Genomic DNA, 26115 nt, shown 5'->3' with positions numbered 1-26115 from the left:
TTGCCCCAGGTCAGGAGGCCGGCGTAGAGGGCGTTGGAGACGATGTCGTTGATGTCCTTGGGCGTCCACATGCGATCGGTTCGCTCCTCGGCGCGCTCTAGGAACACCCGCTCGCCGTTCTCCCTGGATTGCACCTTCCGCCGCCAGGCGCGGGACTTCACGGACTTGCGCACGCCTTCTTTGTTGAGCCGCATCGCCACCTGGCGCTGGCTCACCTCTTCGTACAGGTTGAAAATGCGCCGGACGACGTCGGCCTCTTCAGGTAACACGACCAGCTTCGCGCCCGGCTTCTTCGCACCTGGCTTGGCGCCCTGGGGCGGATCAACGTCCGGCCAGCGCTCCGACCAATCGTAGCCGTACATGGCGTACGTCGGCTCAAGCTTGCCCTGGCGGGCCTTCTCCTTCAAGCCCCGGGTGAGTGCGAGGAGGCTCTGGCGCTTGTGAATCTTCCCGACGAAGAAGTTCAGGTCGGCCAGGAGGTCATCGCCGTCGTTAGAGAAGTCGTAGGTCTTCTCTTGCGTGATGATGAGCGTGTCGGCGTCGCGGCAGACCTGGCGGATGACGCGACCGTCGATGCCGTCTTCGTCGCGCGATAGGCGAGTGAAGTCCTGGGTGACGAGCGCGGCGATCTTACCCTCGGCGATCTCTTTGAGGAGCTGCTTCATCACGGGACGGTCCGTCAGGTTCTCGCCGGACTTGATCTCCTGGCGAACCTCGCCCTCGTAGCCGTGCTCGGCCACGACCCTCTCCAGGAAGCGGTTGGCGTCGGCACGCGACCAGTTGTCGCGCTGGTGCGCGGTCGAGGCGCGGTCGTAGAGAATCGCGAGCCCTGGCTTCGAACCGTTTCTCACTTCATCGCTCTCCTAGGCGAGTCCGAGGTGCCACATATATGCATCACCGTCGCGCACAGGGCAAGTCGCGTCTGCGCCCCGCTCGCGCTGACTCCGTCACGTGCCGTGGACGAATGGACGAAGTGGACGGTGAATTTCACTATCTTTTCCCGAACTCCCGCAGCGCCTTCTCCCAAGCGGCGAAGATATGCCAGTTCACCAGCGCCAGCAGTCGCTCATCCGGCAGAGCTCGCAGTGCGGGCGCGAGGTGGGGCCGCAGGTCGTCCAGAATGCTGGCCACCGCCCTGTCGAACGGACAGCCGAGTGCGATGAGCACGGCCGCCTTGTGCTGTCCGAGCTCCGAACGGAGGTCATCGGGCAACCGCTCACCAGTGCCCTTCACCACGAGGCGACCATCCTCCTCTACGAGTTGCGCCCCGTGTTCCTGCACAGCGCGCACGATCTCCAAAGCGTTCACCTAGATCTCCTCCTCCCACTCTTCTAAAGAAGAGAATTCATCGTCCACTGCGTCCACATCGTCCATTCTAGATTCGATTTCCGCATCAGCGGCGGTCTCGCTTGCGTCCACTCCTAGCGATCCTGCGTCCACATCGTCCACTTCACCAGCGTCCACAGCATCGAGATCGTCCACTCGATCTTGCATCGGAACCAACTTGATCAGCCGGCGCCGCGTTGCTCGTGGCTCCCGGTGGAACGTCACGGCGACATTGATGGCCCTGAGGGCCGGCAGGATGCGACGGATCTGATTGGACAGCGCCCTTGCCGTCTTCGGCCACGAGCGCCCCCGTCGGGTCGTATCGTCCACGCGCCTCTCCAATTCGCGCAGGAGTTCGGTCGACGTACCCTCCCAGCCCTCCGGCTCGCAGGCAAGCGCCAGCCCGCGCATCTCCTCCGCGATAAGAGAGGCGTCGAGCACGACTTCATGGGCCAACGCTGCGCTGTCGGAGAAGCTCTTGATAAAGGCTCCCTGCGGCCAGGGGAGAGCGGGCTCGGCCGACATGACCCACGACGCGTAGTCCGCCATCCTGGGCAGCCCAGTCCATGTCTTGTGGCGGTTTCGAAGCGCCATCGCAACGGCATCCAGGAGCGCCCCGAACAGGCTTGGACGTAGCGCTTCGAACGCCTCCAGCAGCTCGCTCTCACGCCGACGTCGTTCAGGCGGAATGGACGGGAGTCCCACCAGCTGTGTGCGGTCCAGAAGGTCGCTCGCAGCGACGAAGTCGTCGATTCCGGTCATGAGAACCGGTCGAGCGAACGTGAAGACCTCCTCTTCCGCGTCGGTGTAGAGGCGTCGAGTGGCCCAGCCTTCCCCACTCGCGATACGGCAAAGCGCGTCGCTCAGCCAGGCAGGGATGTGTGAGATGTTGTCGAAGGCGAGAATGTAGTTTCCTCGCGAGGCAATCGCGAGGTCCCTCTCGTCCTTCGGCATCGCTCGGAGCGGGACCGCCGATGGGTCGATCAACGACCGTAGACACTTGGCGGCCAGCGTCTTCCCTGAGCCCTGCTCAGACACAAGGACTAGCACCGGATACGGCGGCCTCGGACGGACGGCCCCGACCAGCCAGCCGACGGCGGGCGCAACCTCACCAGACTCGCTGCTCAGCAACGGCCGCAGCATTGCCAGCGCCTCATCGGGTTTTCCCTGCAACTCGCGGATCCCCGCGATTGCCGCCGTCGCCTGCGGGTGATCCGCCTGCAAGTGAAGCGCCTTGGCAAACCACTCGCCGGCTTCATCCAGATGCCCCTGCGACTGCAATACGCTCGCCAGACCGCAGAAAACATCCGGGTCCCCGGGCGAGTGCTCCAATGCTGTTCGAAACGACTCTTCCGCCTCATGCAATAATCCCGATTCATGCCTCGCCAGGCCCAGGTTCAACCAGTGCCTATGGTTATCCGGGTCACAATCGGTCAGGCGTAACAACAAGGCCGTCGCTTCCGCGGCTCGGCCTTTGGCCAGGCAAATACTGGCCAGGCCGCCAAGGGCAACGACTTGAGAGGGTTCCAGAGCCAACGCGCGCTGGAAATCATCGGCGGCCTGGCCCATCCGCTGCAGCCTGAGCAAGATATGGCCACGATGCGCATACATCAGCGGGTTTCCGGACTCGATCCCGACTGCCCGGTTTATCGCATCCAGCGCCTCCGGGAGACGGTTCAGGTTATTCAGCACCCGGCCATACACATGGTGCAGACCAGCGTCTTCGGGTGACCTCGCGAGGGCATCGAGACAAGGGTCAAGCGCCGATTTCGCCCCATCTGCCGCCAGTAGCTCGCCGAGCCTGGTCGCGTTATACGGCATCAGGATACCTCAGCATCCACCGGCGGCGAAATGCTGCAGGAATTGACGTGGGCGACTACGGGTCCCGATTTCATGCTTGTCCGGGTCATTTGAAAGCCTCAGAATAGAGGCCGCAGTTTATCAGATTCGCCTCGGGGGACGGACTGTGGGCGATAAGTGCGCCGTTTCCGGTTCGGGTAATCCGGCAATAAATAAGGCACAATCCGGCGCCGCCAGGCCCTAAACAAATTCAAAGGATACGCGCCAGCCGATGATCTCCATAAACCTGCCAAAGCTGCGTCGAACGGCATATGCAAGCATTGTGTGCCTGTTGTTCCCCGGACCGACGAATCCGGAGGAAGTATTTATCGATATCGCCAGCGAAAGCGGCATAGACTTTTTTCATTTCAACGGCATGTCGGGCGAAATCTACTTTCCTGAGATCGTCGGTACCGGCAGCGCCCTTTTCGATTACGACCGCGATGGCGACCTGGACATCTATATCGTCCAGGGCACCACGCTGGGTCCCGGCAAACAGGTTAATGACGCATTGTTTCCACCCCGGCACCCGCTGCCCTTGAGCGACCGCCTGTACAGAAACGACACCAGGACCGGCGATGATGGAAAGACGCTGATTCGTTTCACCGATGTGACGGAGGAATCGGGCGAGCTTGGCACTGGATATGGCATGGGTGTGGCAACCGGCGATATCAACAATGACGGTTTTCCAGATCTCTACGTGATGAATCTGGATAACAACCAGTTGTTGCTCAACAACGGCGATGGCAGCTTCAGTGACGTCACTGCGTCGGCTGGCGTCGATGATCCGCGCTGGAGTACCAGCGCCGTTTTTCTTGATTACGACAAGGACGGCTGGCAGGATTTGTATGTGGCGACCTATGTCGAATTTGACTGGGAAAATCGAATCCCCTGCTTTTCCAAGACTGCCACGCGGGAATATTGTGGCCCCAAAACCTACGCTGGCACTGTCGATAAACTGTTTCGGAATCTGGGCGACGGCCGTTTCGAGGATGTGACGCGGAAGGCCGGAATCGGCGCAATCGGTGGTGCACTCGGCGTCGTTGCAACGGATTTCAACGGCGATCAATGGCTGGATATTTATGTGGCCAATGACGGCGCTGCCAACTTTCTGTGGATCAACCAGCAAGACGGCAGTTTTGTCGACGACGCGCTAATGGCGGGGGCGGCATTTAATATGGATGGCGCCCCGGAAGCAAGCATGGGCGTAGATGCGGCCGATTTCGATGACGATGGCGATGACGACCTGTTCATGACGCACCTGGCGAGGGAAACCAATACCCTTTATATCAACGACGGAACCGGCTGGTTTGAGGACCAGACCGTATCCATGGGTCTGGCGAAAGACAGCTTCTCCTATACCGGCTTTGGTGTCGGCTGGTTCGATTACAACAACGATGGCTGGCTGGACCTGCTGATGGTCAACGGCGCCGTGACCCATATCGAGGAACTGGTCGCGGCAAAGGACCCCTATCCACATCATCAGCGAAACCAGCTTTACCTGAACCTCGGCAACGGCCATTACCAGGAAGTAAGCGCCGAATCTGGGAAGGTTTTTGAATTGTCGGAAGTCAGTCGGGGCGCGTCATTTGGAGATATCGACAACGATGGCGACATCGATGTCCTAATAACCAATAACAACGGTCCGGCACGGCTGTTGATCAACCAGGTGGGCGCTCGCAACCACTGGCTCGGACTCGAGCTGGTATCCACCCGGGGCCACCCGATCATCGGCGCCAGGGTCGCGTTGGTGAATGACGGCAAAAAACGCAAATGGCGGCGGACCCGGCGCGATGGCAGCTACGCATCGGCAAACGACCCCAGGGTAATTATCGGGCTCAGCGGCGACGCTGGCGATCAGCATCTCTTCGTACTCTGGCCGGACGGGAGGCGTGAGTCGTTTACCGGGCTGGCGGCCGATCGTTACCACCGCATCGAGCGCGGCAAGGGCCGGCCGGCAGATGACTAGCCTGCCAAAAAGCAGACCAGGAATTTCCCGGGCATGAGCGTACGGCAGCCGGTCTCATTCCTGATAGCGCTGATGATGTTTGCCGGTTGCGCCAGGGGAGTTCAGCTCCAGGAGATCGGTCACCCCGATCTCAGCGGGCTGGAACCCGGCGTGCAGAAGTGGCTGATGGAAGGGCGGCTGCGCATTGAATCGGTGGCCGGCGGCAAAAAACAGCAATCCGCAGCCTGGGGAAATATGGCCATGCTCTACCATGCGTACGAGATGCACGGCCCCGCCCAGGCCAGTTATGCCAACGCCATCGCGCTGGATGAAAACGATTTCCGCTGGCCCTACCTGCTTGGGTTCAGTCATCAACGTCTTGGCAACTACCCGGAGGCGGAAAAATATTACCTGCAAGCCATGCAACTGGACGCCGATTACCTGGCTGGCTGGGTACACCTGGGACAGGTGTACCTCGATGACCGGCAACTGACTAAAGCCGAGGCCGCTTTTTCGCGCGCTCTCGATATCGACCCTGCACATGCGGCGGCATTGACCGGAATGGCGAGATTCAACATCGCCAACAGGGATTTCGAGCGCGCCATCGGCCAGCTCGAGACGGCTGTCGAAATCCAGCCCACAGCGAACCAACTGCATTACTACCTGGCGATGGCTTACCGGCAGACCGGGGACCGCGAACTGGCGCGGCAACACCTGGAGCAGCGGGGCACCGTCACCCCATGGTTCGAAGACAAGCTGTTGATAGAACTCAGCGCCCTGCACCGCAACTCACGATCCTACCTGGACCAGGGCCTGGCTGCTTTCGAGCGCGGAGACCTGCGCGCCGCGGTAAAAAATTACCGGCTCGCGCTGGAATCCAGGCCCGGCGACGCCACCACGCATCTGGCCCTGTCGTGGGTGCTTGAGCTGCTTGGCAAGTCCGACCAGGCAAGGGTACAAGTCGAGCTGTCGCTGGAATTCGACCCGGATTCCGCCAAAGCGCACTACAGCAAGGCCCGCCTGCTCGAGGACACCGGTGACGATAACCAGGCCGCGAAGCATTACCTGATCGCGATCGCCGGCGATCCACAAGCCGAACCGCCAAAGTTGTTGCTGGCCAATCTGCGCATGCGGCAGAAACAATTCAAGCAGGCCGTCGAACTGTTCCAGCAAATCGATGACGCCGACAATGTCGATGTGCTGTTGTTGTTCAGACTGGCGCTGTCCCTGCACGCGAGCGGTGATTGTCTTGCTGCGGTCGCGGCCATGGAACGTGCGCTGACCCGGCAGGCGAACTCCGGCACCTTGAATCAGGGTCTGATCCGTTCGGGCTCGAGTTGCCCGCCGGCTGTGTTGGTGGACAAACGGCGATGGCTGGCGCTGGCGAGGCAAATGTTCGAAACCCTGCGTAGCCTGGACAGTGCTGAAACGCTGGCCATGGTGCTCACGGCCAACGGTGAAACCAGCGAAGCGATCCGGTTACAGCAGTCGCTGCTGACCAATATGCCCGGCGGAGGGGCCAAAAGATTCGCGCAGGACAACCTGGTACGATACCGGCAGGGCATGACCGCCGTCAGGCCATGGCCTGAGGACAGTCCATTCTACTCTCCGCCACCGGCCTCGCTTGCCGACAAACGGCGGATAGCCGGCCTGCCGGCGCCACGCTGAACGGTCCACTCAGGCGTCTTTGTAGCCGAAGTAGTGTATGTGTGGCTCGAGGATCGCCATGAAAGGTTCTAACTTGTCCGCATAGGACAACCAGCGGCCCACGGCTCGCTGGTATAGCGGTTCGGTAACCTGATGATAACTATTGGTCGCAATGCGTCCTCGTTGTTTTGCTTTCTCATTGAATGCCAGCACTTCCGGCCGCCAGGCTACGCCAAGGAAACGGAGCAGGTTTCTTGCCTGTTGCTCAAGATCTCCGACCAGATCCTCGTAGCGCACCATGTGCACATTCAAGGCCAGCCTGCCGACATAGGTCTGCCACAGCCGCATTACCTTGTCATAGATGTTGACCGTGTCTTCAAGGCTGAAGAAGTTGGCAAAGGCGTCATTGCTGTTGAACTGCTGCATGAAGCAGGACAGGCAGACATCGCAAGGGTGGCGCGCGGAAAACACGATTTTCGAGTCGGGGAACAGCCGCCAGATTAATCCCGCATGCACCGTACGAATCGGCAGCTTGTCGACGATAATCATTTTTTTGTCCCGCTCGACATGCTTGTCAACTTCGGCAAAATAGATTTGTCTCAGCTTTGCCAATTCACCGCTATCCAGGCTTTTCAATTTTTCCGGGTAGCCGGGCTGGTCGCCGGCGATCGCCATCTCGACGGCGTTGATGGTCGGTTTCTCCTCGAGCGTTTGTATCATCGGGTGACCATCGAGAAGCAGATCCGTCAGTGTCGTTCCGGACCTCGGAAAACCGAAAAGGAATACCGGCGTATCAGACGGATCGACGGGCTCCGGCACGGGCCAGCTACCGGTATCCTCGCGTTCGAAAAATGCATGCAAGTCGTCGATTTTCTTGAGGAACCGCTGCGCGTCGACTTGTTGCAGCCTTTCGTTCATCCGGCCATGGCGATTGGCCGCCTCGAATAGTTCGAAAGCCTGCTCAAACTCCCCGGCGCGGTCTTTCCCAAGACCGAGTTCATAACTGAACTGCTGTCCCAGGCGGTGATCCATTGCCGACAAATCGAATCTCTCAAGGCGGTCTATCGCCTGTTTGATATCTCCATTGCGCCTGTCAAACTTGGCGATCTCCAGGTTGATCCTAGGATCCCTTGGGTCGATCGCCAACCCTTGCAGGGCTACCGTCATCCCCTCCTCCAACTGATTAAGGTCCTCGTGCAGCGCCGCCAGCTCCGCATAAGGACGAGAGTTTTCCGGATCGCTGGCAATCGCCTTCTCAAGCGCATCGCGAGCCTCCCCAGACTGCCTGAGTTCATTGAAAACCAGTCCCAGCGCCATCCATGCTTTCGAATTCTCAGGTGTCCGGTTCAGTACTTCCTGGTAGGCAATGACCGCCGCGGACAAATTTCCTGCAGTATGCAGACTGATTCCCTCGTTGAGCCTGGAGAGCAGATCGCCTGGATTCAGCCGAAATGCTGTAGAAAAGGCATCGGCCGCATCCAATGGGCGGCTTCGCATCATCAGGACGGTGCCGAGATTGTGATAAGCGCCAGCCAGTTCTGCATCGCAGCTGATCGCATTTCTGAAACATTCTTCCGCCTTATCCAGTTTGCCTTGGGCGCGGTAAACATGGCCTAGATTGTTATGCACTTCGGCAAACCTCGGCCGGATGGTGAGCGCCCGCAGGAACGCATCGGCCGCCTCGTCGAATTTGCGACGATTATTAAGGACCCTGCCCAGATTGTTGTAAACCGCTGCATTCTCCGGATCCAGCTCCAGGGCCTTGAAGTAACACTCGATGGCCTGTTCGTGATTGCCTTGCTCCTTGAACACCATGCCGAGACTGTTGTGAGCCACTGCCAGTCCAGGTTGAAGCTGCAGCGCCTGCTGGTAAACAGCAGCCGCTTCCTGGTATTTCCTGCGCGCCCGCAGGATATTGCCAAGCGTGTTGAGGAAACCTGCTTGCATGGGGTTGATGGCGATGGCCTTGCGGACCAGCCTCTCGGCGTCATCAAACTCACCGAGCGCCGCATCTATGCTGCCCAAAGAATGCAACGCATCGGTGTGCTCGGGGTCCAACCGCAATGCCGCGACGAAATGCTGCCTGGCCTCTTCGAGCCGACCATGCTGGTGGGCGGACTCTCCCAGCGCGTAGTGGCGGGTTATTTCAGCATGTGGGTTTTTTGGATCGGTCAAAATATTTCCTGCTGTCGTGCCCGCATTATGCGGCTTCCTGCCAGCCGGGCAAGTGCCAGACTTGCCTTGGGGGCTAATGAATAATATGTTTGGAACACAAAAACACGGGACCGGATGACCATGAACCGACTGACACTCCTTGCCATACCTTGCTTCCTTTTACTCACCCCACGGCACGGCATCGCCGAAGAATCATTGGCAGATTGTGCCGCCATTAAAAATGCGAGCGCACGCCTCGCCTGTTTTGACAACCTGGCAGGCGCAGGTACCCGCGCCGACGCGGCGCCTGCCGCAGCGCCCGCGATACCGGCAACCGGCACCCAGGCTACGCCGCCCGCTCCCGTGGTGAGTGCCGAGGCTGCCGCGGCGCCCATATCTGCGCCAGCCTTACCCGCGCCCGAGGCACCTCCCATAGCTGGCGTCACCAGCTACCAGGACATTTTTGGCCTGGAAAACCAGGCTGCTGCCAAAGGCATCAAACAGATAAGCAGCCGCATCATCAGCGATTTCGACGGTTGGGATGGAAAGACTGTTTTCCGGCTGGAAAATGGCCAGGTCTGGCTGCAGAAAGACGTCAATTCCACATTGTCCTGGCGCGGTTCCAGCCACCCGGTGGCAACCATCAGTCGAAAATCTTTCAACAGCTATCTACTCAAGGTCGAAGGCACCAACAAGTCGGTGCGCGTCACCCGGGTCAAGTAAGGACAGCAAACCCCTTATTGCACTGTGTCGTCGGCCCCTTGCAGTCCAATGGCGGCCAGCACATTTTCCACAGATCCTTTTTCAGCATCCCACAGCTCGTCGCGCTCGACCAGCGTATAAAGCGCTTCGGCATTCGATTGCAGGCTACCGGCGATTTGCCGCCAGTCCGTAGCGGCCGGGGAGCCGTCATCGCCATCGCCTTGCTCGCCCAAGTCCGCAACCTTGGAACTTTGCAACTGCCACTTCATCGAAAAGTGGCGTGCAGCCTCGCGTGGGGTCGCGGCCAAGCTTTCGTCAATATGGTCGGTCGGCAGATCCAGGCCCGAAATAACCCAGTATTTCTTTGAGCGGTCTTCCTTTGGCCAGATCTGGCCGAGAAACACGAGATGCGGCACCGCCCAGATGCACAGGCCGGTCGCCTCCGTGGAAATCAGTCCGCTGGTGTATACATGACGATTCATGCCCTGAATCTGTTCCTTCAGCCATTCGGCAAATTTCTCGACGTCCTGATCTGTTTTGAATCCCATCGCTGTCTCCCGTCGGCGCAGTTTCCCCTGCGCCGGTCGCTATTGCTGCCCAGCCGTGGCGAGACTACCGTCCGCCGCGCGCAGTGCCCGGAGATTCCTGGGCGGCAGAAATATCTCCGCCCCATCCGGCCATGTTTTGAGCGCTCGTTTTTTCTGTTGATATCGTTGCATATCGCCATACAACATAACCTGCCCATCGGCATCCTGGTCCCGTATCGCCTCGAACATGGCCTCGGCCTGATATTCCTCCGCCTCGGCGAATTCGCCGTTGGCCGCCAGGGCCATAGCCAGCGTTACCGCCATATCGGCGCCGGGCATCTCCCGGTAAAGGTCGCGCGCATAGCCCAGGCTCCGTGCCCGCAGATCGGCGGTAGCAGCCGGGCAGGTCGCGTAAAGTCGGGCAGCTACGGTCCTGACTCTCACATTGCCCGGGCCTAAAGCCAGCGAATCACCGACCGGGCCTAACGCGGCGGCGCATTTTCCCTGTACCAGGTACGCGATGCCAAGCAGGAATTGCGCGGTCATGTGCTGCTCATCTTCCGCGACCACTCGCTGATATTGCACGGTCGCCTCGGCAAAGCGCCGCAACCTCATCAGCGCATTGGCGAGCAACAATCGCGCCCTGGCAAATTCCGGCCGGCCGTTCAGCACAGAACGGTAAAAGCCAATAGCAATATTGCCGCTGCCATCCTGATCCAGCCAGACGGCCTTGATATAATTTGCCGTCGGATCCGACGGGCTCAGTTTCAGTGCTGCGTCAATCGCAGCATAGGCGGCCTTGTCCTGCTCGAGTACCCGCTGACTTTTCGCCAGCGCGATAAACAACGGCTGAAAACCGGGACCGATGGCAGTCGCCAACTTAAACGCCTTGACCGCTTCTTGGTGTTTGCCTGCTCGCACCAGCTCGCCGCCCATGCGCAGGTATTCCGCCGGGGCAACCCGATGAGCATGCACGAATGCAAGAACCGGATCCGCGATGACTGGAATACGCTGATTGACTTGCTGTAGATGCTTGTCCGCGTTGTCCCCATCGTTCATAGCGCGATAGGCTGCCGCCACCTGGTTGTGCAGATAACCTGCATCCGGTTGTGAATCCAGCGCGCGCAGGAAATAGGAGACCGCCCGTTGGTTCTGCTTTCGCTCCAGCGCGATCTGGCCCATGCCCGCCAATGCTACCGCATTCCTGTTTTCCAGCTTCAGAACCTGCCGCAATTGCGCCTCCCCCTCTGCGATGGCTCCCTGGCGAACGAACTGCAGGCCCAATCGGGTCCGAGCGGCAATATTCGATGGTTCGAGTGTGAGACTGACCCCGTACATTGCTATCGCACGATTGGTCTGGTCGAGTTCTTCCAGCACCAGGGCAATCAGGTAACTCCAGCGATAGTTTCCCGAATCGAGCAGTAACGCGTTCCTGTACGCAGCCCTGGCTTCATTGAGCATTCGGTAGGCATGGAAATGCATGCCCAGGCTGCCAAAATGAAACCCCAGTTCCGCTCCGTCGAGTTCGTCCCGCCCAGCCTCGAAACTTGCGATGGCCGGTTCGATCAGTACCCGGATCTCCGGCTGCACCCGGGTGAGATCCGGCAGCGGAATTTCCACGAGGACGATTTCCGTGTCCCGCGGCGTCCTGTTTTCCTGCGCAATCGTTTCTTTCGCGATCAACCATGCAATGCAAACCAGTGCGAGGAAAACCCATGCGCGGATTCCGGCCTTCGAGGCCCTGGCCCTAGCGATTATCATTGGCTAAACCGTCGCTGTGCATACTCATTCGTTTGCCATTTTCGCCAATGCAGTTGCGTCGTTCCCGTCTGGCCACGCTACACGCATTTCCCGGTCTACCTCCGGCACCGGAATCTCTGCCGTCTGACCATCCGGCCACAGCACCCAAAGTCCATCTACCACTGGGTTTTCACCCAAACCAAAAGTCAGGACAGGCTCCATCTGGGACAAGTAGCTGCGCGTCGGGTTCAGCGTCCTTTGTTGAGTCACGTCGCCGCTGGACAAGGTCACGACCGCCCCTATCGGGCTCCGGCCAAGCGCTCCCTGATCCAGGCTTACACGTAACCAGTGGTGTCCGGTGCGCTGGTCATTTCGCAGGAGCATCGGTCGGTCGCCGCTTTGCGTAATCACGATATCCAGATCACCATCGCCATCGAGATCGCCGTAAGCGGCCCCGCGCCCAACCAGCGGCATACCCAGATCACCGGCCTGACCATCCGCGATGGGCAAGTATTGCCGCTGGCAACCCTGTCCGCATTGCCAGAACAACTGGCTGGCCTGTCGATAATTCTGGCTTGGCTGGACTGTATTGATTTCCGGCTCCACATGTCCGTTGGTTTGAAAAAAGTCCAGCCATCCGTCCAGGTCGTAATCAAAGAAAAACAATCCAAAACTCAACGCCTGGCGGCTGAGCGGGCCGATCCCCATCAGGATCGCTTGGTCGGTAAACAAGCCGTTACCCTCCTGGGCGACATAGAACGACGTCATTTCGTTGGCAAAATTGCCGATGGCAACAGCGAGGTCGCCGTTATTGCCGTGCGCCGCCGTGTCCATGCCCATTGCGCCTGTCGCGTGGCCCGCATTATCGAACGCGAGGCCCAGGTCGGATCCCATTTCCCGGAAACCCTGGCCGCCAAGGTTTTCAAAAGCGAAATTTCGCACCGTGTCGTTGGCGACTACAAGATCCAGCCAGCCGTCGTGGTTCAGGTCGATCGGCACAACCGCCAGCCCTTTGCCCATCGCTTCGCCGGTGGCCGGGTTGAAAACCTGCACCCACTCTGACTTGTCGGTAAAACTTCCGTCACCATTGTTCAGGTAAAAGTAGGCCTGCGTGCCAGCGTAATTGGCTGGCGGCCCGAATGCCCGACCGATACCAGTTAACCGGTAGTCAACCTCAAGATCGATATCCCGTGACCATTCGACGTAATTGGCAACGAACAAATCCAGATCCCCATCATTGTCGGCATCGAAGAAAATTGCAGCCGTACTCCATACGTCGTCATCACCGGAAACTCCCGCAGCCGCTCCGACCTCGACAAAATGATCGCCGCCCATATTACGCAGCAGGCGATTTCCGCCAACCGCCGTAATAAAAATATCCGTCCATCCATCGTTGTCAAAATCCGCGGTGGCGACGCCCATGCCGTACAGTTCCAGGTTTACGCCGGTCGCCACGCTGACGTCGGTAAAAACCCCGTCTCCGTCATTCCGATACAGCCTCTGGGTTGCCCCGGCGGTTTCATCCCGCCACGGCCAGCTTTTTCCGTTGACAAAAAACAGGTCCTGATCGCCGTCACGGTCATAATCGAAAATTGCGACTCCGCTCCCCATGGTCTCCGGCAGCAGCCGCTCGCCGTAGGCCCCATTTTCGTGGACGAAATCTATGCCCCAATCTTCAGCCACCTCCGAGAAATGAACTTGCGGCGGCGACCGGTCGCTGGCCACCGAGAGCTGCTCCGGGCCTGCCAGCGTGGCTTCAGCAACCGGTTCGAGCCGTTCTTCCCCGCGGCCGGAAAAAAGCACGATCAATACGACAATGGCCAGCCCGATCATGACCAATAATGACCAGCGAAACACCCGGCCGATGATCGCGTCATCCTGCTCCATCAGATCCAGTTCCGCCGACAGGTTTTGTTCCTTGTTTTTTTTCATACTACTCAGTCCGGCGCACTGTCAAAGACAGGGCCCGTGGTGACGGACTCGCGTTGCAAGTCGTAAATCGCCACCGGGTTGGCGGCGTGGTTGGCGGCTGGATCCATGCGCCTGGCCAGCGCAATGGCGCGGTCACGCGCATTGTCGTCCACTTTGTAGGTCTGGTACAGGCGGCGGTGCTCCTCCGACAAGCCGGTTTCGCCGGATTGCGCGTATGCCTGCGACAGGCCGTAGTACGCCTCGGCGTTTTCCGGCTCGATGCCCAGCGTATGGCGGTACCAGGCGATCGCCTCGGCGATAAACGAGTTGCGCTTTTCCCTGCGCCCATCGCCCCGCTCCAGCTGCGCCCGCTCGAACAGTGTCTGGGCCAGCATGTTGCTGACCCGGTAATCGAGGCTGAAATCAAAACCACGATCACGGGCGAGCTGGTAGCGCGTATCGAGGATGTTGCGGAAGTTCTCGATCGCCTCGTCGAGAAAACCGTTCTGCCGGTTTACCTGGCCGGTAAACCAGGCGACGACCCAGGGATAAGCGGCCGGCTCGTACCGGGCCGCGCGCTCGAGCATGACCACCGCTTCATCCAGCCGCCCCTCTCGCAAGTAAACCCGGGCCAGGTTCAAGGGTCCGTCTGCCCGGCCCAGGTTTTCGACCATCCGGAACGCTTCCTCGGCCTGGCGCAATTCACCGGCTCCGGGGGTCCGCAGCAAGCCGATGCCATAATCGTTCCAGCGCTGCCATTCCGGTATATCCGGGACCTGGGCGGCGCTTTCGGCCTGATTGTACACTGGAAAGGTTATCGAATCGGTGGCTATGGTTACCACGGGAAGGTCGTTAACCGCACGCGTATCGTCCAGCACTAAACGCATCATCGTGGTATCGAATTTCCGGTACTTCAATGCTGCCCTTACCGTCACCGGTCCTCCTATATCCTCTGGCACGGTAAAGCGATAATGAACGACCTCACCGGCGCCCGGTGGAATCTGGTGATTATAAAGGCTGACAAATATGTCCTCCGGGTTACGCCTGTCGATTCGGCGGCCTTCCCGGTCGACCACATAAGCGTTGCCAAACCAGGACCACGGATCGACCTCGCCCAGGTCGTTCACTGCACCGCTGCGGCCGATGAGCCTGTCCCCCGCGGATACCGTGATCTCTACCCAGACCTGGTTTGAATCGGCGGTCCCCTGCGTGAACAGGTGGCCCAGCGTCAGCGTGCGCAATACTGTTTCCAGCAGGTAGCTTTCACCGGGAACCAGCGCCGGGATATCCGGCCGCAACGGCGCGATCAGTTCACCGCTGATTGCACCGCCGCGCCGCAAGCCGAACAGATCCAGCCTTAGCGAGCCTTCGAGGAATTTGCGATGCGCTGCATTGACCCAGTCCGGCATACCCACGATCTGCGGTATCGCAGTATTGGCGCTCGGGAACTGATGGTCGTGGATGCGAAACTCGCCGCTGACCGGGTCGGGGATGGCGGCGAAATCGTCCGATACCTGCCAGGGCATGTGGCACTGGTTACAGGTTGTCACCGCCTGGTCCGGGTAATAAAAACTGGCCGCGCCATGACCGGATACCCCGCTGAGCAGAAAGGAGTCATAGCTGTTCTGCCCGCGCAGCCAGCGATAACCATTTAGCTCAACCGGCAAGTGCACCTTGTGGCAGGTGCCACAGAACTCCGCAGTCTTGTGCAGCGGCTTGAGAAAGGTCTTCTTGTGAAATTCGGGCTTTGCCTTGACCAGCATCCGGTTGACCCATGCCAACAGCGGATCGTCGCTGTAGGCGAACGGGTAATGAATGGGTTCTTCAATCGTGTAATCCGCGTTTCCCCGGGGGCTGTTGATATGGGTGATCGCATGACAACTGGTGCAGGTAATTCCCGCCTGCGCCGTGGGATGATTCACGTCGTCGAAGTCCGGATCGTCGAACGCGCCGCTGAAAAACGGCACCGGATCGTGGCAGCCGGCGCAGAACCTCGATCCTTGCACGGTACCGTCGCGCTGCATCGCAAATTCCCGCGTGTTGCGCACGGAAAACAAGTACACCGGGTTATTGAAGGAGGACAAATGATGCATGCTCATTTCCCAGCCGCGGTGTGCGTCTATATGACAATCCTTGCAATAGGAATCCATCATCATCGCTTTTGCCGGGATAAAATTGCCCGTTGCCGTGCGCGACAGCGACGGGAAAAAATACTGCTCCCCCGATGCCGGGCCAACCACATTCCATAGCCTGGGGTCTTGCGACTGGATGCCGAGCATGACCAGGGCGAAAGAGACCGCAACCAGGGTAACCGCGCCACCCGCTTTCCAGTTGATCCCCTTGCCGGCGAGGCGATGCAGTATGAACAGCCAGACCACGAGCAAGGGTACGATCACGTGTACCCAGTAGGCCATCTCCCGTGCCGCAGGATCACGCACCTCCAGGTATGGCAGGCCGCGAGTCAAAATCAGGCCGCTGGCAAGCAGCACCAGGGCAAACGCGAACAGCGCATAACCGACCTTGATCGCGCGGCGGTTTGGCCGGTGCCTGGCGTTCTTGATGTGAACGATGCCGTAAACGATGACCGGCAAAACAATGATCAAGCCAAGGACCAGGTGCGCCAGGAACATCCACTGGTAGAAATAATCCTGGTAGGTCGCTGCGCTGAACCATTCCGCCAGCGTAATCCCGGCCAGATAGACGGAATTGATGGCGAGCAGGGCAAACATCCCAAAGACCACCATCAATAACTTGTGCAGTTTTGGTCCAACCGCCGGCACATATTGCCGACGCTCCGTTGTTTCATTTTGCATGTGATTTTTTTTGCGAACCTGCGCCTTGTATGGCGTCGCTCGTCGTCCGGGTCGTTGGGGCCGAACCTATCGGCCAGCCTGGAACCGCGTATTGTACCTTGAATTCAGGCCGTTGCGCTCGCTGATCTGCTCGGCCCGCCGATCTACGCCAGCCGCCGGCGTTAAGCTTACCGGCAGCGGCCCGACGCTTTCGCCATTCACAGTATAAAGATCCATATCCTTGGCATACCCCCTGGCCTCGAGCACCAGCCATTGCCGGTAGCCATCGGCAGGCGGGGCGGGCTCGGCGAACTCCATATGCACCTCTTCACCCGGCCCTATGATGGCGAGCGCATCGTCATGTCTTTCCAGCAATTCGGTTATCGGGCCAAAATCCGTGTAAAAACCCGGCATGTAGCGCGTATCCCAGTACTGGCTGCGATCGCTGTACCGGTAATACGGTTGTCGTTCCGGCCCGGTGGTGCGCAGCGGAAAACCGCTGCGCGCCATGCGCGCCGATTGCAAGGGAAGCACTTCATGGCGGTAGCTGGTCAAGTCCTCGGCCCAAGCGACGCCAACCCTGTCCCAGTACACTTCGAGGTTGCTCGACAGCCTGAGTGCATTTGCATCCTCGGGCAGGCGGTCCAGCGGCAAGGCCATTTTTCTTGGCATACCGGCCGGGTACCCGAACTCCGGGTAAAGCATGTGCCATTTTCCCGCGCCATCCCGATACTCCAGGCTGGGCGGCGAGTAGGATTCACCGGCCTGCCACGCCGCAAAAACAGTCTGTGAGTACGGGTACTCGACCCAGCCATCGACGATCAATACCGGTTTGGCGCCAGCGACCGGCGCGCTCAGCGGTTTGCCGAAATCCAGTGTCAGGCGCTGCTCCTGCGCCAGTTTGCCGATAAAACGAGGGTCGCGGGCGCCGGTCGCGGCCGGCTTGAGGTCGGCGAGCAATATGGCATCGGTCACATCCTGTCCCAGCTGGTTGCGGGCCGAAACCGGCCAGTCGACATGGCGATAAAAAATCGGCTCACCGCTAACCTCCGGCGCACCGGTAGCCATGCGTTCATCCATGATCATGGACCAGCCATCCGGGAGATCGTAGACATGAATTTTCACCTGGTCCAGGTAGGCGTTTTCTTCCATGGGTTCGGCTATCTTGATCTGCAGACGCCCGTCTCTCGCCACCAGGGAATCTTTGGGAAACAGGAAATATTCCCACGGCCTCGGTTCCGCCGCCTGCCCCGGCGATACAAAAAAGCCCAGCCCCCCTACGCCGAGCAAATCACTGATAAAACGATATTTCTGGCCATCCCAGGCAAACAGGACCGGGCAACTCGAAAGCTGGCGCTGGGTTTCCGGAATCCGGTAAAGCTGACCCGCAGCCAGGTCCAGCTCGGTTTGAAAAACACCGTCCGACCAGTTGATCGCGACAAAATCGGCGGCCTGTAGCCCGGCCAGCCCCATTGCCAGCGGCTGCAGACTTTGGCCGGGCCCCGAGTCGCGACTGAAAGTACTGCCCATGGTCCAGTTCGCTCCGTGCCGCAGGGCGACCTGCGTGCCGATGCCGGAACGATTCGAGCGCATCGACTCCGCCGTCTCTTCTTTGCCGGTCAGCGCCAGCAGGACAAATTCATGCCGGCCGGGTCCCGGCGGCAGTTCGGTGAGCCGGCCGCCTTCATCCAGAAAAATCAGCGACGCTCCTCGCTGACCCTCGCGCACCAACGGCAGGCGAGCGGCCGACGGACTGCTATTGACGATGGTCACTGTGCCCCTTTTTACTCCGCCCAGTGCGATCAGTTGCGTGCCGGTATCATCGGCCCAGACCAGCTCCTCATAACCGTCACCGTCAAAATCCTGCAGCGCCAGCCAGCTCGCCGCGGACCCGTTGCGCATCAGCTCGCTGCGCTGCCAGCTGCCGGCTACCGATCGTGACCAGACCAGCAGGCGGCCAGCCGGGTCCGCGCCATAGATCTCGACCCGGCCATCGGCATCCAGGTCGCCGACCACAATCGCGGTCAGCGCCTGCCCGATAAAATCGTCCAGGCCATCGGCCGGCTGGTATTTCCAGAGCCTGTCATTGAGGTACACGGCATGTGGCGGCTGTTGATTCAGCACGATCAGGTCAGCGTCGCGATCGCTGTCGAGATCTGCGACCAGCACCTGGCGGCCACCCCGCCCGTCGCCAGCCAGGCCCTGGCTTGCCGCGAGCGGACGAAAGCTGCCATCCAGGTTGTTGTTCAGCAGCTCGGCAGGGCCATCGCTGTTCACCAGAAAATAATCGAGATCGCCATCGTGATCCGCATCGAAAACCGCACCGCCGGCGCAGTGGCCCTCATGGTCCAGAGGTTTCGTGGTGTCTGCTCGCCAGCTTCCAGCAGCGGTCTGGCGCCAGAGCTGATTTTTCCCCTCGCGGCAAAAATAGACATCGAGCAGGCCATCGTTATCGATATCGCCCCACAGGGCGCCCCGAACTTGTTTGACCCCGCTCAACGGGTGCTCATGCGCCGGCTGGAACGTGCCGTCAGCGCCAAGCAGTACCAGTGACCCTCCCGGTGCGGCAATGAACAAGTCCTGTCGTCCGTCCTGGTCGATATCAGCGCTGCTGAGCTCGCCCACCGGAAGACCAACCAAATGTTCGACGGCATCGGCAAATACCGGACCGGCGGGTTCGGGTGTCTGGCTGTCAGCGATATCTCCCAACGCAATCGCCTCGGCTTTTGGCCCCATGCGCGTGTACTTGAATTCCGCGAGCCGCGCCCGTGGATTGTCTTTGAACCGCTGGTAATCAGACAGCATCCGGGTTGCCTGTTCCCGATCGCCTGATCGCCGCAAAACCAGCGCGGAACTGTAATATGCCGAGCGCAGGTATGGATCCAGTTCCATGGCTTTCTGGTACCAGACCAGCGCTTTTTCCGGCTGACTCACCTGCAGCAATACCTGCCCGAGGTAATAGGCGGCATAGGCATCCTTGGGATCGGCTTCCGTTACCCGGCTGAAATGAGACAACGCCGCAGCGGTTTCACCCAGATACAGGCGCAACAAGCCAGCAACATAATCGGCCCGGACATGACCAGGCTCATCCGTGAGCACCTGGTCGACAATGGCCAGCGCCGCTGCTTCATCGCCTTCTAGCTGGCGGTTCAGCATGGCGATCGCAAGGTTGACCCTGGCATCGGTCCACTCCGGGTATTTCTCGATCAGCGCAGCAAAGGTTTGCTGGGCCGCAGCATATTGGAAATGGCCCATCTGGGCGACACCGCGGTTATTCATCGCGATTTGTTCGGCATTCGGCCCGGCAGATTGCCATTCGCAGGCATTGAGCAGGATCAGTCCACCCAGAATCAGCGCGCTACCCGTTGCTTGCCCTCGCCAGCCTTGCTTCATTGTTTCGCTCCGTGTTTGCCTGGCCGGTTCTGCCTCAGCCGGCCTTTGGCGTCGCCGATCCGGCCCTCGATACCTGCACTGTCAATCGGCCCCTTGGCCGGCGCCAGCCATTCTTGCTTGAAATAACTATGCAAACCGGTACGCAGGTGGGCGCGCATATCATGACCGCTGCGGCGGTCTCTTTCGGCGCGCAGCATGTCGATGTGAATCGGCGCAACCACGACTTTCTCGCCAGGGCCGGGGTCCGCCTGCGCAAGTATCCGCCCATCATAATCGACCACCATGCTGCCGCCCGGCCAGCTAAACGGCGGGTAGTTCCTGAAGCTGGCCCCCTGGTTGGCGGCTACGACATAGACCGAGTTCTCAAGCGCCCGCGTTCGGTTTATCAAGGTCCACCAATCCATGGGTTGCGCGGTGCCCCACGGATCCATGTAGGCGGAAATGCGGACGATCAATTCAGCCCCCTTGAACGCCAGCTCGCGGATAGTCTCTGGAATAAGCCAGTCGTAACAAGTGGCGACCGCCAGCCGGCCCAGTTCAGTTTCGACCACGGGCAAGGGGTCGTGGGGGTAATCCTCGATATCATGAGGGCTCGTATGCACCTCCCAGGGCAGCCAGGGATTCACCTTGCGATACTTCGACAGGATTCCGCCCGGCCCGATCAACACCGTGGTATTGAAAACCGCGTCCGGATAATCCGGGTCCGCCTCCAGGAACGAACCCGTCTGGATATAGCAGCCATACTTCTTTGCCAGCTTTTCATAAGCATCCGTATGCTCGTTGGGAACCGGGATGGCTAATTTTTTTCGCAATGCGGCGACCGTCGGATAGGCTGGCGGCGAATGCGCGAATTCCGGAAACGCCAGCAGCCGGACATCGAAAAACGGTTCGTAACCACAAATCGTCTGCTCGATAATTTCGCACATGCGTTTGCTATTGGCGCCGATCTGCCCGCGCCCGGATGGACTGGGAAAATCGGTCTGGCAGGCCGCTGAATAATACAGATCGGTCATCGTTCGTGGAGTTTACTGTGTGGCACGATTGTCAGTTTACCCCAGCTTGCAGCGCCCCATCTAATCGGGCTTCGGGTTGCCGTTGCCGGGCAATATGGTGGGCGAGGGCCGCTGTGTTACGCGCTCTTAGCCTCCCCGGAGCCGTGCGGCGGGCAAAGCTCGCGATGAGCAATCTCGCGCGGGCGGAACTGGTCCGGATCCGCCAGTGCCCAGGCCGTTGCCCACGGTTCCTTTACCGTACCTTCGAGTATTTCGCCATGGTCGAGAAACTCATGCAACAAATGTCCGGGCCTGGTATCGGCCGACCCTGTGCGCCGGTAAAAATGCCAGGGACGAAGATCTTTCGGGTGGTCAAAGCCGGAGGCCGCAACAAATTCGGCCAGCGCGCGCATGGTGTTGCGATGAAAATTTGCAACCCTGCGCCATTTATCTTCAACCACCAGCGCCTGGCTGCGGTTTTTGTCCTGGGTGGCGACGCCGACCGGGCAGCGATTGGTATGGCAGACCTGCGACTGAATGCAGCCGATCGAGAACATGAAGCCACGGGCAGAATTGCACCAGTCCGCACCGATGGCCATGTTGCGAACCATGTCGAAAGCGGAAACGATCTTGCCGCTCGCACCCAGTTTGATCTGCTCCCGCAGGCCCGCGCCGTAGATCAGGTTGTGGACGAAAAACAGGCCTTCGCGAAGCGGTGTTCCCATATGATTCGAAAACTCCAGCGGCGCGGCGCCGGTGCCGCCTTCCGAGCCGTCCACGACGATGAAATCCGGGCATATCCCGGTTTTCAGCATCGCCTTGACCATCGCGGCAAATTCCCAGTAATGGCCCACGCACAATTTGAATCCAACCGGCTTGCCGCCTGACAGTTCGCGCAGACGAGCGATAAACTGCATCAATTCCACCGGCGTGGAAAAAGCGCTGTGCCGCGCCGGCGAGATGCAATCCTGACCCACCGGGACATGCCGGGCCTCCGCGATTTCTGCGGAAACTTTTGAACCCGGCAGAACACCGCCATGACCGGGCTTGGCGCCCTGGGACAACTTGATTTCGATCATTTTGACCTGGTCGCTGGCCGCCTGGCTCGCGTACAGGTCCGGATCGAAGCTGCCGTCTTCGTGGCGGCAGCCGAAGTAGCCGCTGCCGATTTCCCAAATGAGATCGCCGCCGTGTTTTCGATGGTAGCGGCTGATGCTCCCCTCGCCCGTGTCGTGGGCGAATCCGCCCTCCTTCGCGCCCTTGTTGAGCGCCTCGATGGCGTTGCCGCTGAGAGAGCCAAAGCTCATCGCCGAAACATTGAAAACCGAGAGCGAATACGGGGCCTTGCAGGACTTGCCGCCAACCGCGACCCGAAACTGCTCTTGTTGAACCGGCCGCGGCATGGCGCTGTGGTTCACCCAGGAATAATGAGATTCGTAAACGTCCTTTTCCGTCCCAAAGGGCTTGTTGTCTTCCACGTTCTTGGCGCGCTGGTACACCAGCGATCTTTGTTCGCGGTTAAAAGGCGTGCCGCTAAGATCCGACTCGAAAAAGTACTGCCGGAATTCGGGTCGTAGACCCTCGAATATCCAGCGCATGTGGGAAAAAATCGGGTAATTGCGCATTACGCTGTGGCGTATCTGGGTCATGTCCCGGACGCCCAGCAACCCGAAGCCCAGGGCTGCAGACGCCGGCCAGAGCAGCCAGGACGGACCGGTGGTCAGGGCAAAGCCGGTCAGCGCCGCCGCCAGCGCCAACAGAAAATAGACAAATCCACGCATCATCCTCATGACGCCAACCTCTCCTGTTCAAATGTAGGTCCTGCGCCGTGCAGTCTATATTTCCCCGGACTTGATAACGATCTGTTTTGCTACCTGCATATCTTTCAGGGTATAGGGAATTCCACCGACGCCGTATCCCGATTCCTTGAAGCCTGCGAATGGCATCCAGTCGACGCGAAATGCAGTGTGGTCGTTGATCATAACTGACGCCGCATCGATGCGCCGGCTAACCCGCAGTGCGCTGTCGATGTCCCGCGTAAACACAGAGGCCTGGAACGAAAACGGCAGGCTGTTCGCGCGGGCGATCGCGTCATCGACATCGGCAAACCCGTAAAGGCAGACGACCGGACCAAAGATCTCTTGTGTGCTGACCCGTACATCGGCCGGCGGGTTCAGCAACACGGTCGGCTGGTAAGTCGTGGCCGAAAGAATTTTCCCGCCGCACAACAAACTGGCGCCGCCATCGATAGCTTCGCGTACCCATGCATCCACCCTTTGTACTTCGGCCTCGCGAATCAGCGGCCCCACCTCCGTTTCTGCCAGCGTGGGGTCGCCCACTTTGAGACCGTCACAGGCCTGGGCCAGCTGCTGTGCCAACTTATCGATGATCACGCTGTGCGCGAAAATTCTTTGCACGGACACACAGACCTGGCCAGCGTGATACATGCCGCCCTTGCTGAGCAAAGGAACGGCCTGCTCCAGGTCCGCGTCGGCCATCACGATCGCCGGCGCTGCCCCGCCGTGTTCGAGCGCGCAGCGGGTACCGGGAGCCAGCTTCGAGCGCAGCATCCAGCCAACCTTGCTGCTGCCGATAAAGCTGAAAAAAGCCACTCGCGGATCGCTCACCATCGCCATCGAAACATCGCGGCCAGTCGTCACCAGCGCCTGGCACCAACCCTCGGGCAGGCCCGCCTCGCGAACGATGGCTACGATGCGCATGCACGACAGCGGCGTTGCTTCCGCCGGTTTGACAATGACCGGGCAGCCGGCGGCGATCGCCGGGCCGATCTGGTGAGCAATCAGGTTCAAAGGGTGATTGAAAGCGCTGAACGCCAGCACCACGCCGATCGGCTCGTGAATGGTAAACGCCAGGCGGTTTGCCGATGACGGCGTGATATTCATTGGAATGCAGTTGCCCGCCTGGACGCGCAGGTGATCGACACAACTGCGAAAACTGTCTGCCGCACGGTCTATCTCGACCAGCGAATCCGCCAACGGCTTGCCGCCCTCGCGCGCAGACTCTGTCGCCAGGAACTCTCTTTGCCGGTGCAACAGATCAGCCGTCTTCTTGAGAATTTCAATACGCCTGGCCGGGCTGAGCCAGCCATCCCGGTTGCGGTACAAGCCATGGGCCGTCGCCATCGCCTGCTCCGCCGCCGCCTGGCCACCCCGGCCGACGGTCGCGATCGCCTGGCTATCAAATGGCGCGCTTACCGTCAGCGGTTCGCCTTCCGCGTCGGCGCCGGGCACCATCAATGCGAAATGCTCGCTCATTTCAGATTCTGACCTTCAGATTCCCCAGTTTTTCGGTAAGTATCATGTTCTCCCGGTAGTCAACCGGACAATCGACTATCGCAACCGTGCCACAGGAAAGAGCCTGCTCGAGCGTCGGCAAAAGATCGCCGGCACTCTCCACCCGATATCCTTTCGCACCGAAACTTTCGGCAAACTTGACAAAATCGGGGTTGCTAAAATCGATGTGGCTGGTACGGCCGAATTTTTTGTTCTGGTGCCACTCGATCAGCCCGTACTTACTGTCGTTCCAGATCAAAACAACCAGTTCCAGTCCGAGTCTCACTGCTGTTTCCAGTTCCTGGCAATTCATCAAAAAACCGGCATCGCCGGTAACGGCCACGACTTTTCGCTCGGGATAAGTCAGCTTTGCGGCAATCGCACCGGGCAAGGCGATACCCATCGACGCGAAGCCGTTCGAGATGATGCAGGTATTCGGCGCCTCCGCCTTGTACATCCGGGCCATCCACATCTTGTGGGCGCCAACATCGGAGATGGCGATATCTTCCTTGTCCAGCACCCGGCGCAAGTCAGATACGATTTTCTGCGGCTTGACCGGGAATCCCTGGTCATTTTCGTAGGCCTGCAGTTCGTCCACGATGATCTGGCGCAGGCTGTGCGCAATCTTGCTTTCCCGCGGACGAGCCTGGTCTGCGATCTCATTCAGGGCCTCGGCAATGTCACCAACGACCCCCGCCTCAAGTACATAATGCGCATCCACTTCGGCCGGTGTCGCGTCTATGTGAATAATCTTCTTATCCCGGTTCGGATGCCAGCTTGCCGGCGAATACTCCACCAGGTCGTAGCCGACGCAAATGACCAGGTCCGCCTTTTCAAAACCGCTGGCAACATAGTCCGCGCCCTGAAGCCCCACCGTACCCAGCGACAGTGGATGGGAAAACGGCAACGCACCCTTGGCCATGAAAGTCATCGCTACCGGGATGTTGAGCTTCTCGGCAAACGCCAGCAGTTCGCCGCTGGCGGAGCCGCGAATCACGCCATTACCCGCCAGCACGATCGGGTTTCGCGAATTGGATATCAGCTCCGCCGCCTGCCTCACTTTCTGCGGCGTCGGATACGGCTTGCTCGGGCGCTGGACTTTCAACGGCTCACCGTCCGCCTGCATATCGGCTATGTCTTCGGGCAGCTCGATGAAACTGACCCCCGGCTTCTCCCTCTCCGCTTCCTTGAACGCCTTGCGAAGCACTTCGGGAACCACGCCCGGCGTGCGAATTTGCGTCGAGTACTTGGAAATCGGCTCGAACATTTTCACCAGGTCCAAGTGCTGGTGGCTTTCCTTGTGCATGCGACCTGTATCGACCTGGCCGGCAAGCGCCACGACCGGCGCCCGATCCATGTTCGCATCGGCCACCCCCGTTATGAGGTTGGTTGCGCCCGGACCGAGGGTCGCAAGACAAACACCGGCCCGGCCGGTCAGCCGGCCGCACACATCGGCCATGAATGCCGCCCCCTGTTCGTGTCGCGTCAGGATGAATTCGAGCTTGCTGTCCAACAAGGCATCCATGAAATCGATGTTTTCTTCACCGGGTATGCCAAACACGTACCTGACACCTTCTTTTTCCAGGCAACGGACGAAAAGCTCTGCAACTTTCATGAATCCCCCCACTCTTTCCTGTCGATTATTGCCAGTTTGATGTTCCTGGAGAACACCGCTCCCAAAATAGCACCTTGCGGCGGCAAATGGCATTTCGCCATTTCGTTACCCAGCAGACCTGAACCGACATTGTTCCATTACCGTCTGGTTGAACGGGAGGTCCGCGATCCATAAACCCTCTTTTTTCAATGTCCTGATGGTTTCGCTAATATCCTAATTCTATGCGGAATCCTCTT

Annotated in this window: 16 protein-coding genes; 3 read left to right on the top strand and 13 right to left on the bottom strand. The window is 59.4% G+C overall.

What is annotated here, in order from left to right:
• The 3 genes from IIA05_03770 to IIA05_03760 all read right to left on the bottom strand — a co-directional run.
• Nucleotides 1-851 (bottom strand): recombinase family protein (locus IIA05_03770; protein ID MCH9026221.1); only part of this gene is annotated, 851 nt, incomplete at its 3' end.
• A 139-nt stretch (nucleotides 852-990) separates the two neighbouring features.
• Nucleotides 991-1308: a hypothetical protein gene (locus tag IIA05_03765; GenBank protein ID MCH9026220.1), complete on the bottom strand. Its 318-nt coding sequence runs from the start codon at nucleotides 1306-1308 to the stop codon at nucleotides 991-993.
• Entirely contained in the window at nucleotides 1309-3147 is a 1839-nt protein-coding gene (locus tag IIA05_03760) for a tetratricopeptide repeat protein (GenBank protein MCH9026219.1), read from the bottom strand.
• Nucleotides 3148-3397: 250 nt separating this feature from the next.
• Here IIA05_03760 and IIA05_03755 point away from each other — a divergent pair, with 250 nt between their 5' ends.
• Both IIA05_03755 and IIA05_03750 read left to right on the top strand, forming a co-directional pair.
• On the top strand, nucleotides 3398-5134 hold the full coding sequence (locus IIA05_03755; protein ID MCH9026218.1) for a CRTAC1 family protein: 1737 nt from the start codon (nucleotides 3398-3400) through the stop codon (nucleotides 5132-5134).
• Nucleotides 5135-5167: 33 nt separating this feature from the next.
• Nucleotides 5168-6781, top strand: a complete 1614-nt coding sequence (locus IIA05_03750; GenBank protein ID MCH9026217.1) for a tetratricopeptide repeat protein — start codon at nucleotides 5168-5170, stop codon at nucleotides 6779-6781.
• 9 nt (nucleotides 6782-6790) lie between these two features.
• Here IIA05_03750 and IIA05_03745 read toward each other — a convergent pair whose 3' ends face one another.
• Nucleotides 6791-8935 carry a tetratricopeptide repeat protein gene (locus IIA05_03745; protein MCH9026216.1) on the bottom strand — a complete coding sequence of 715 codons (2145 nt, stop codon included), beginning with the start codon at nucleotides 8933-8935 and terminating at the stop codon, nucleotides 6791-6793.
• A gap of 120 nt (nucleotides 8936-9055) precedes the next feature.
• Between IIA05_03745 and IIA05_03740 the strand changes: the two genes are divergently transcribed.
• Nucleotides 9056-9637: a hypothetical protein gene (locus tag IIA05_03740; protein MCH9026215.1), complete on the top strand. Its 582-nt coding sequence runs from the start codon at nucleotides 9056-9058 to the stop codon at nucleotides 9635-9637.
• A gap of 14 nt (nucleotides 9638-9651) precedes the next feature.
• Here IIA05_03740 and IIA05_03735 read toward each other — a convergent pair whose 3' ends face one another.
• The 9 genes from IIA05_03735 to IIA05_03695 form a co-directional block, all read right to left on the bottom strand.
• Nucleotides 9652-10164, bottom strand: a complete 513-nt coding sequence (locus tag IIA05_03735; GenBank protein MCH9026214.1) for a DUF4826 family protein — start codon at nucleotides 10162-10164, stop codon at nucleotides 9652-9654.
• A gap of 39 nt (nucleotides 10165-10203) precedes the next feature.
• Entirely contained in the window at nucleotides 10204-11904 is a 1701-nt protein-coding gene (locus tag IIA05_03730) for a tetratricopeptide repeat protein (GenBank protein ID MCH9026213.1), read from the bottom strand.
• Between the two features lie 24 nt (nucleotides 11905-11928).
• Nucleotides 11929-13770 carry a CRTAC1 family protein gene (locus IIA05_03725; protein MCH9026212.1) on the bottom strand — a complete coding sequence of 614 codons (1842 nt, stop codon included), beginning with the start codon at nucleotides 13768-13770 and terminating at the stop codon, nucleotides 11929-11931.
• A 50-nt stretch (nucleotides 13771-13820) separates the two neighbouring features.
• Nucleotides 13821-16607, bottom strand: a complete 2787-nt coding sequence (locus IIA05_03720; protein MCH9026211.1) for a hypothetical protein — start codon at nucleotides 16605-16607, stop codon at nucleotides 13821-13823.
• A 66-nt stretch (nucleotides 16608-16673) separates the two neighbouring features.
• Nucleotides 16674-19979 (bottom strand): VCBS repeat-containing protein, encoded by a 3306-nt coding sequence (locus IIA05_03715; GenBank protein ID MCH9026210.1) that lies wholly within the window; start codon nucleotides 19977-19979, stop codon nucleotides 16674-16676.
• Nucleotides 19976-20992, bottom strand: a complete 1017-nt coding sequence (locus tag IIA05_03710) for a nitrilase (protein MCH9026209.1) — start codon at nucleotides 20990-20992, stop codon at nucleotides 19976-19978. Before IIA05_03710 ends, IIA05_03715 begins: the two co-directional genes overlap by 4 nt.
• Before the next feature lie 116 nt (nucleotides 20993-21108).
• The gene (locus IIA05_03705; GenBank protein ID MCH9026208.1) at nucleotides 21109-22761 is read right to left on the bottom strand and encodes an FMN-binding glutamate synthase family protein; all 1653 of its coding nucleotides are present in this window, start codon (nucleotides 22759-22761) and stop codon (nucleotides 21109-21111) included.
• A gap of 45 nt (nucleotides 22762-22806) precedes the next feature.
• The gene (locus tag IIA05_03700) at nucleotides 22807-24246 is read right to left on the bottom strand and encodes an aldehyde dehydrogenase family protein (GenBank protein MCH9026207.1); all 1440 of its coding nucleotides are present in this window, start codon (nucleotides 24244-24246) and stop codon (nucleotides 22807-22809) included.
• Between the two features lies 1 nt (nucleotide 24247).
• Nucleotides 24248-25879: an acetolactate synthase large subunit gene (locus tag IIA05_03695; protein MCH9026206.1), complete on the bottom strand. Its 1632-nt coding sequence runs from the start codon at nucleotides 25877-25879 to the stop codon at nucleotides 24248-24250.
• Between the last annotated feature and the right edge of the window lie 236 nt (nucleotides 25880-26115).

It is taken from the genome of Pseudomonadota bacterium, from assembly GCA_022572885.1.
Taxonomy (GTDB): Bacteria; Pseudomonadota; Gammaproteobacteria; order Steroidobacterales; family MnTg04; genus MnTg04.
The sequence above is the reverse complement of the archived record's forward strand: the minus strand, read 5'-3'. Positions and strand labels throughout refer to the sequence as shown.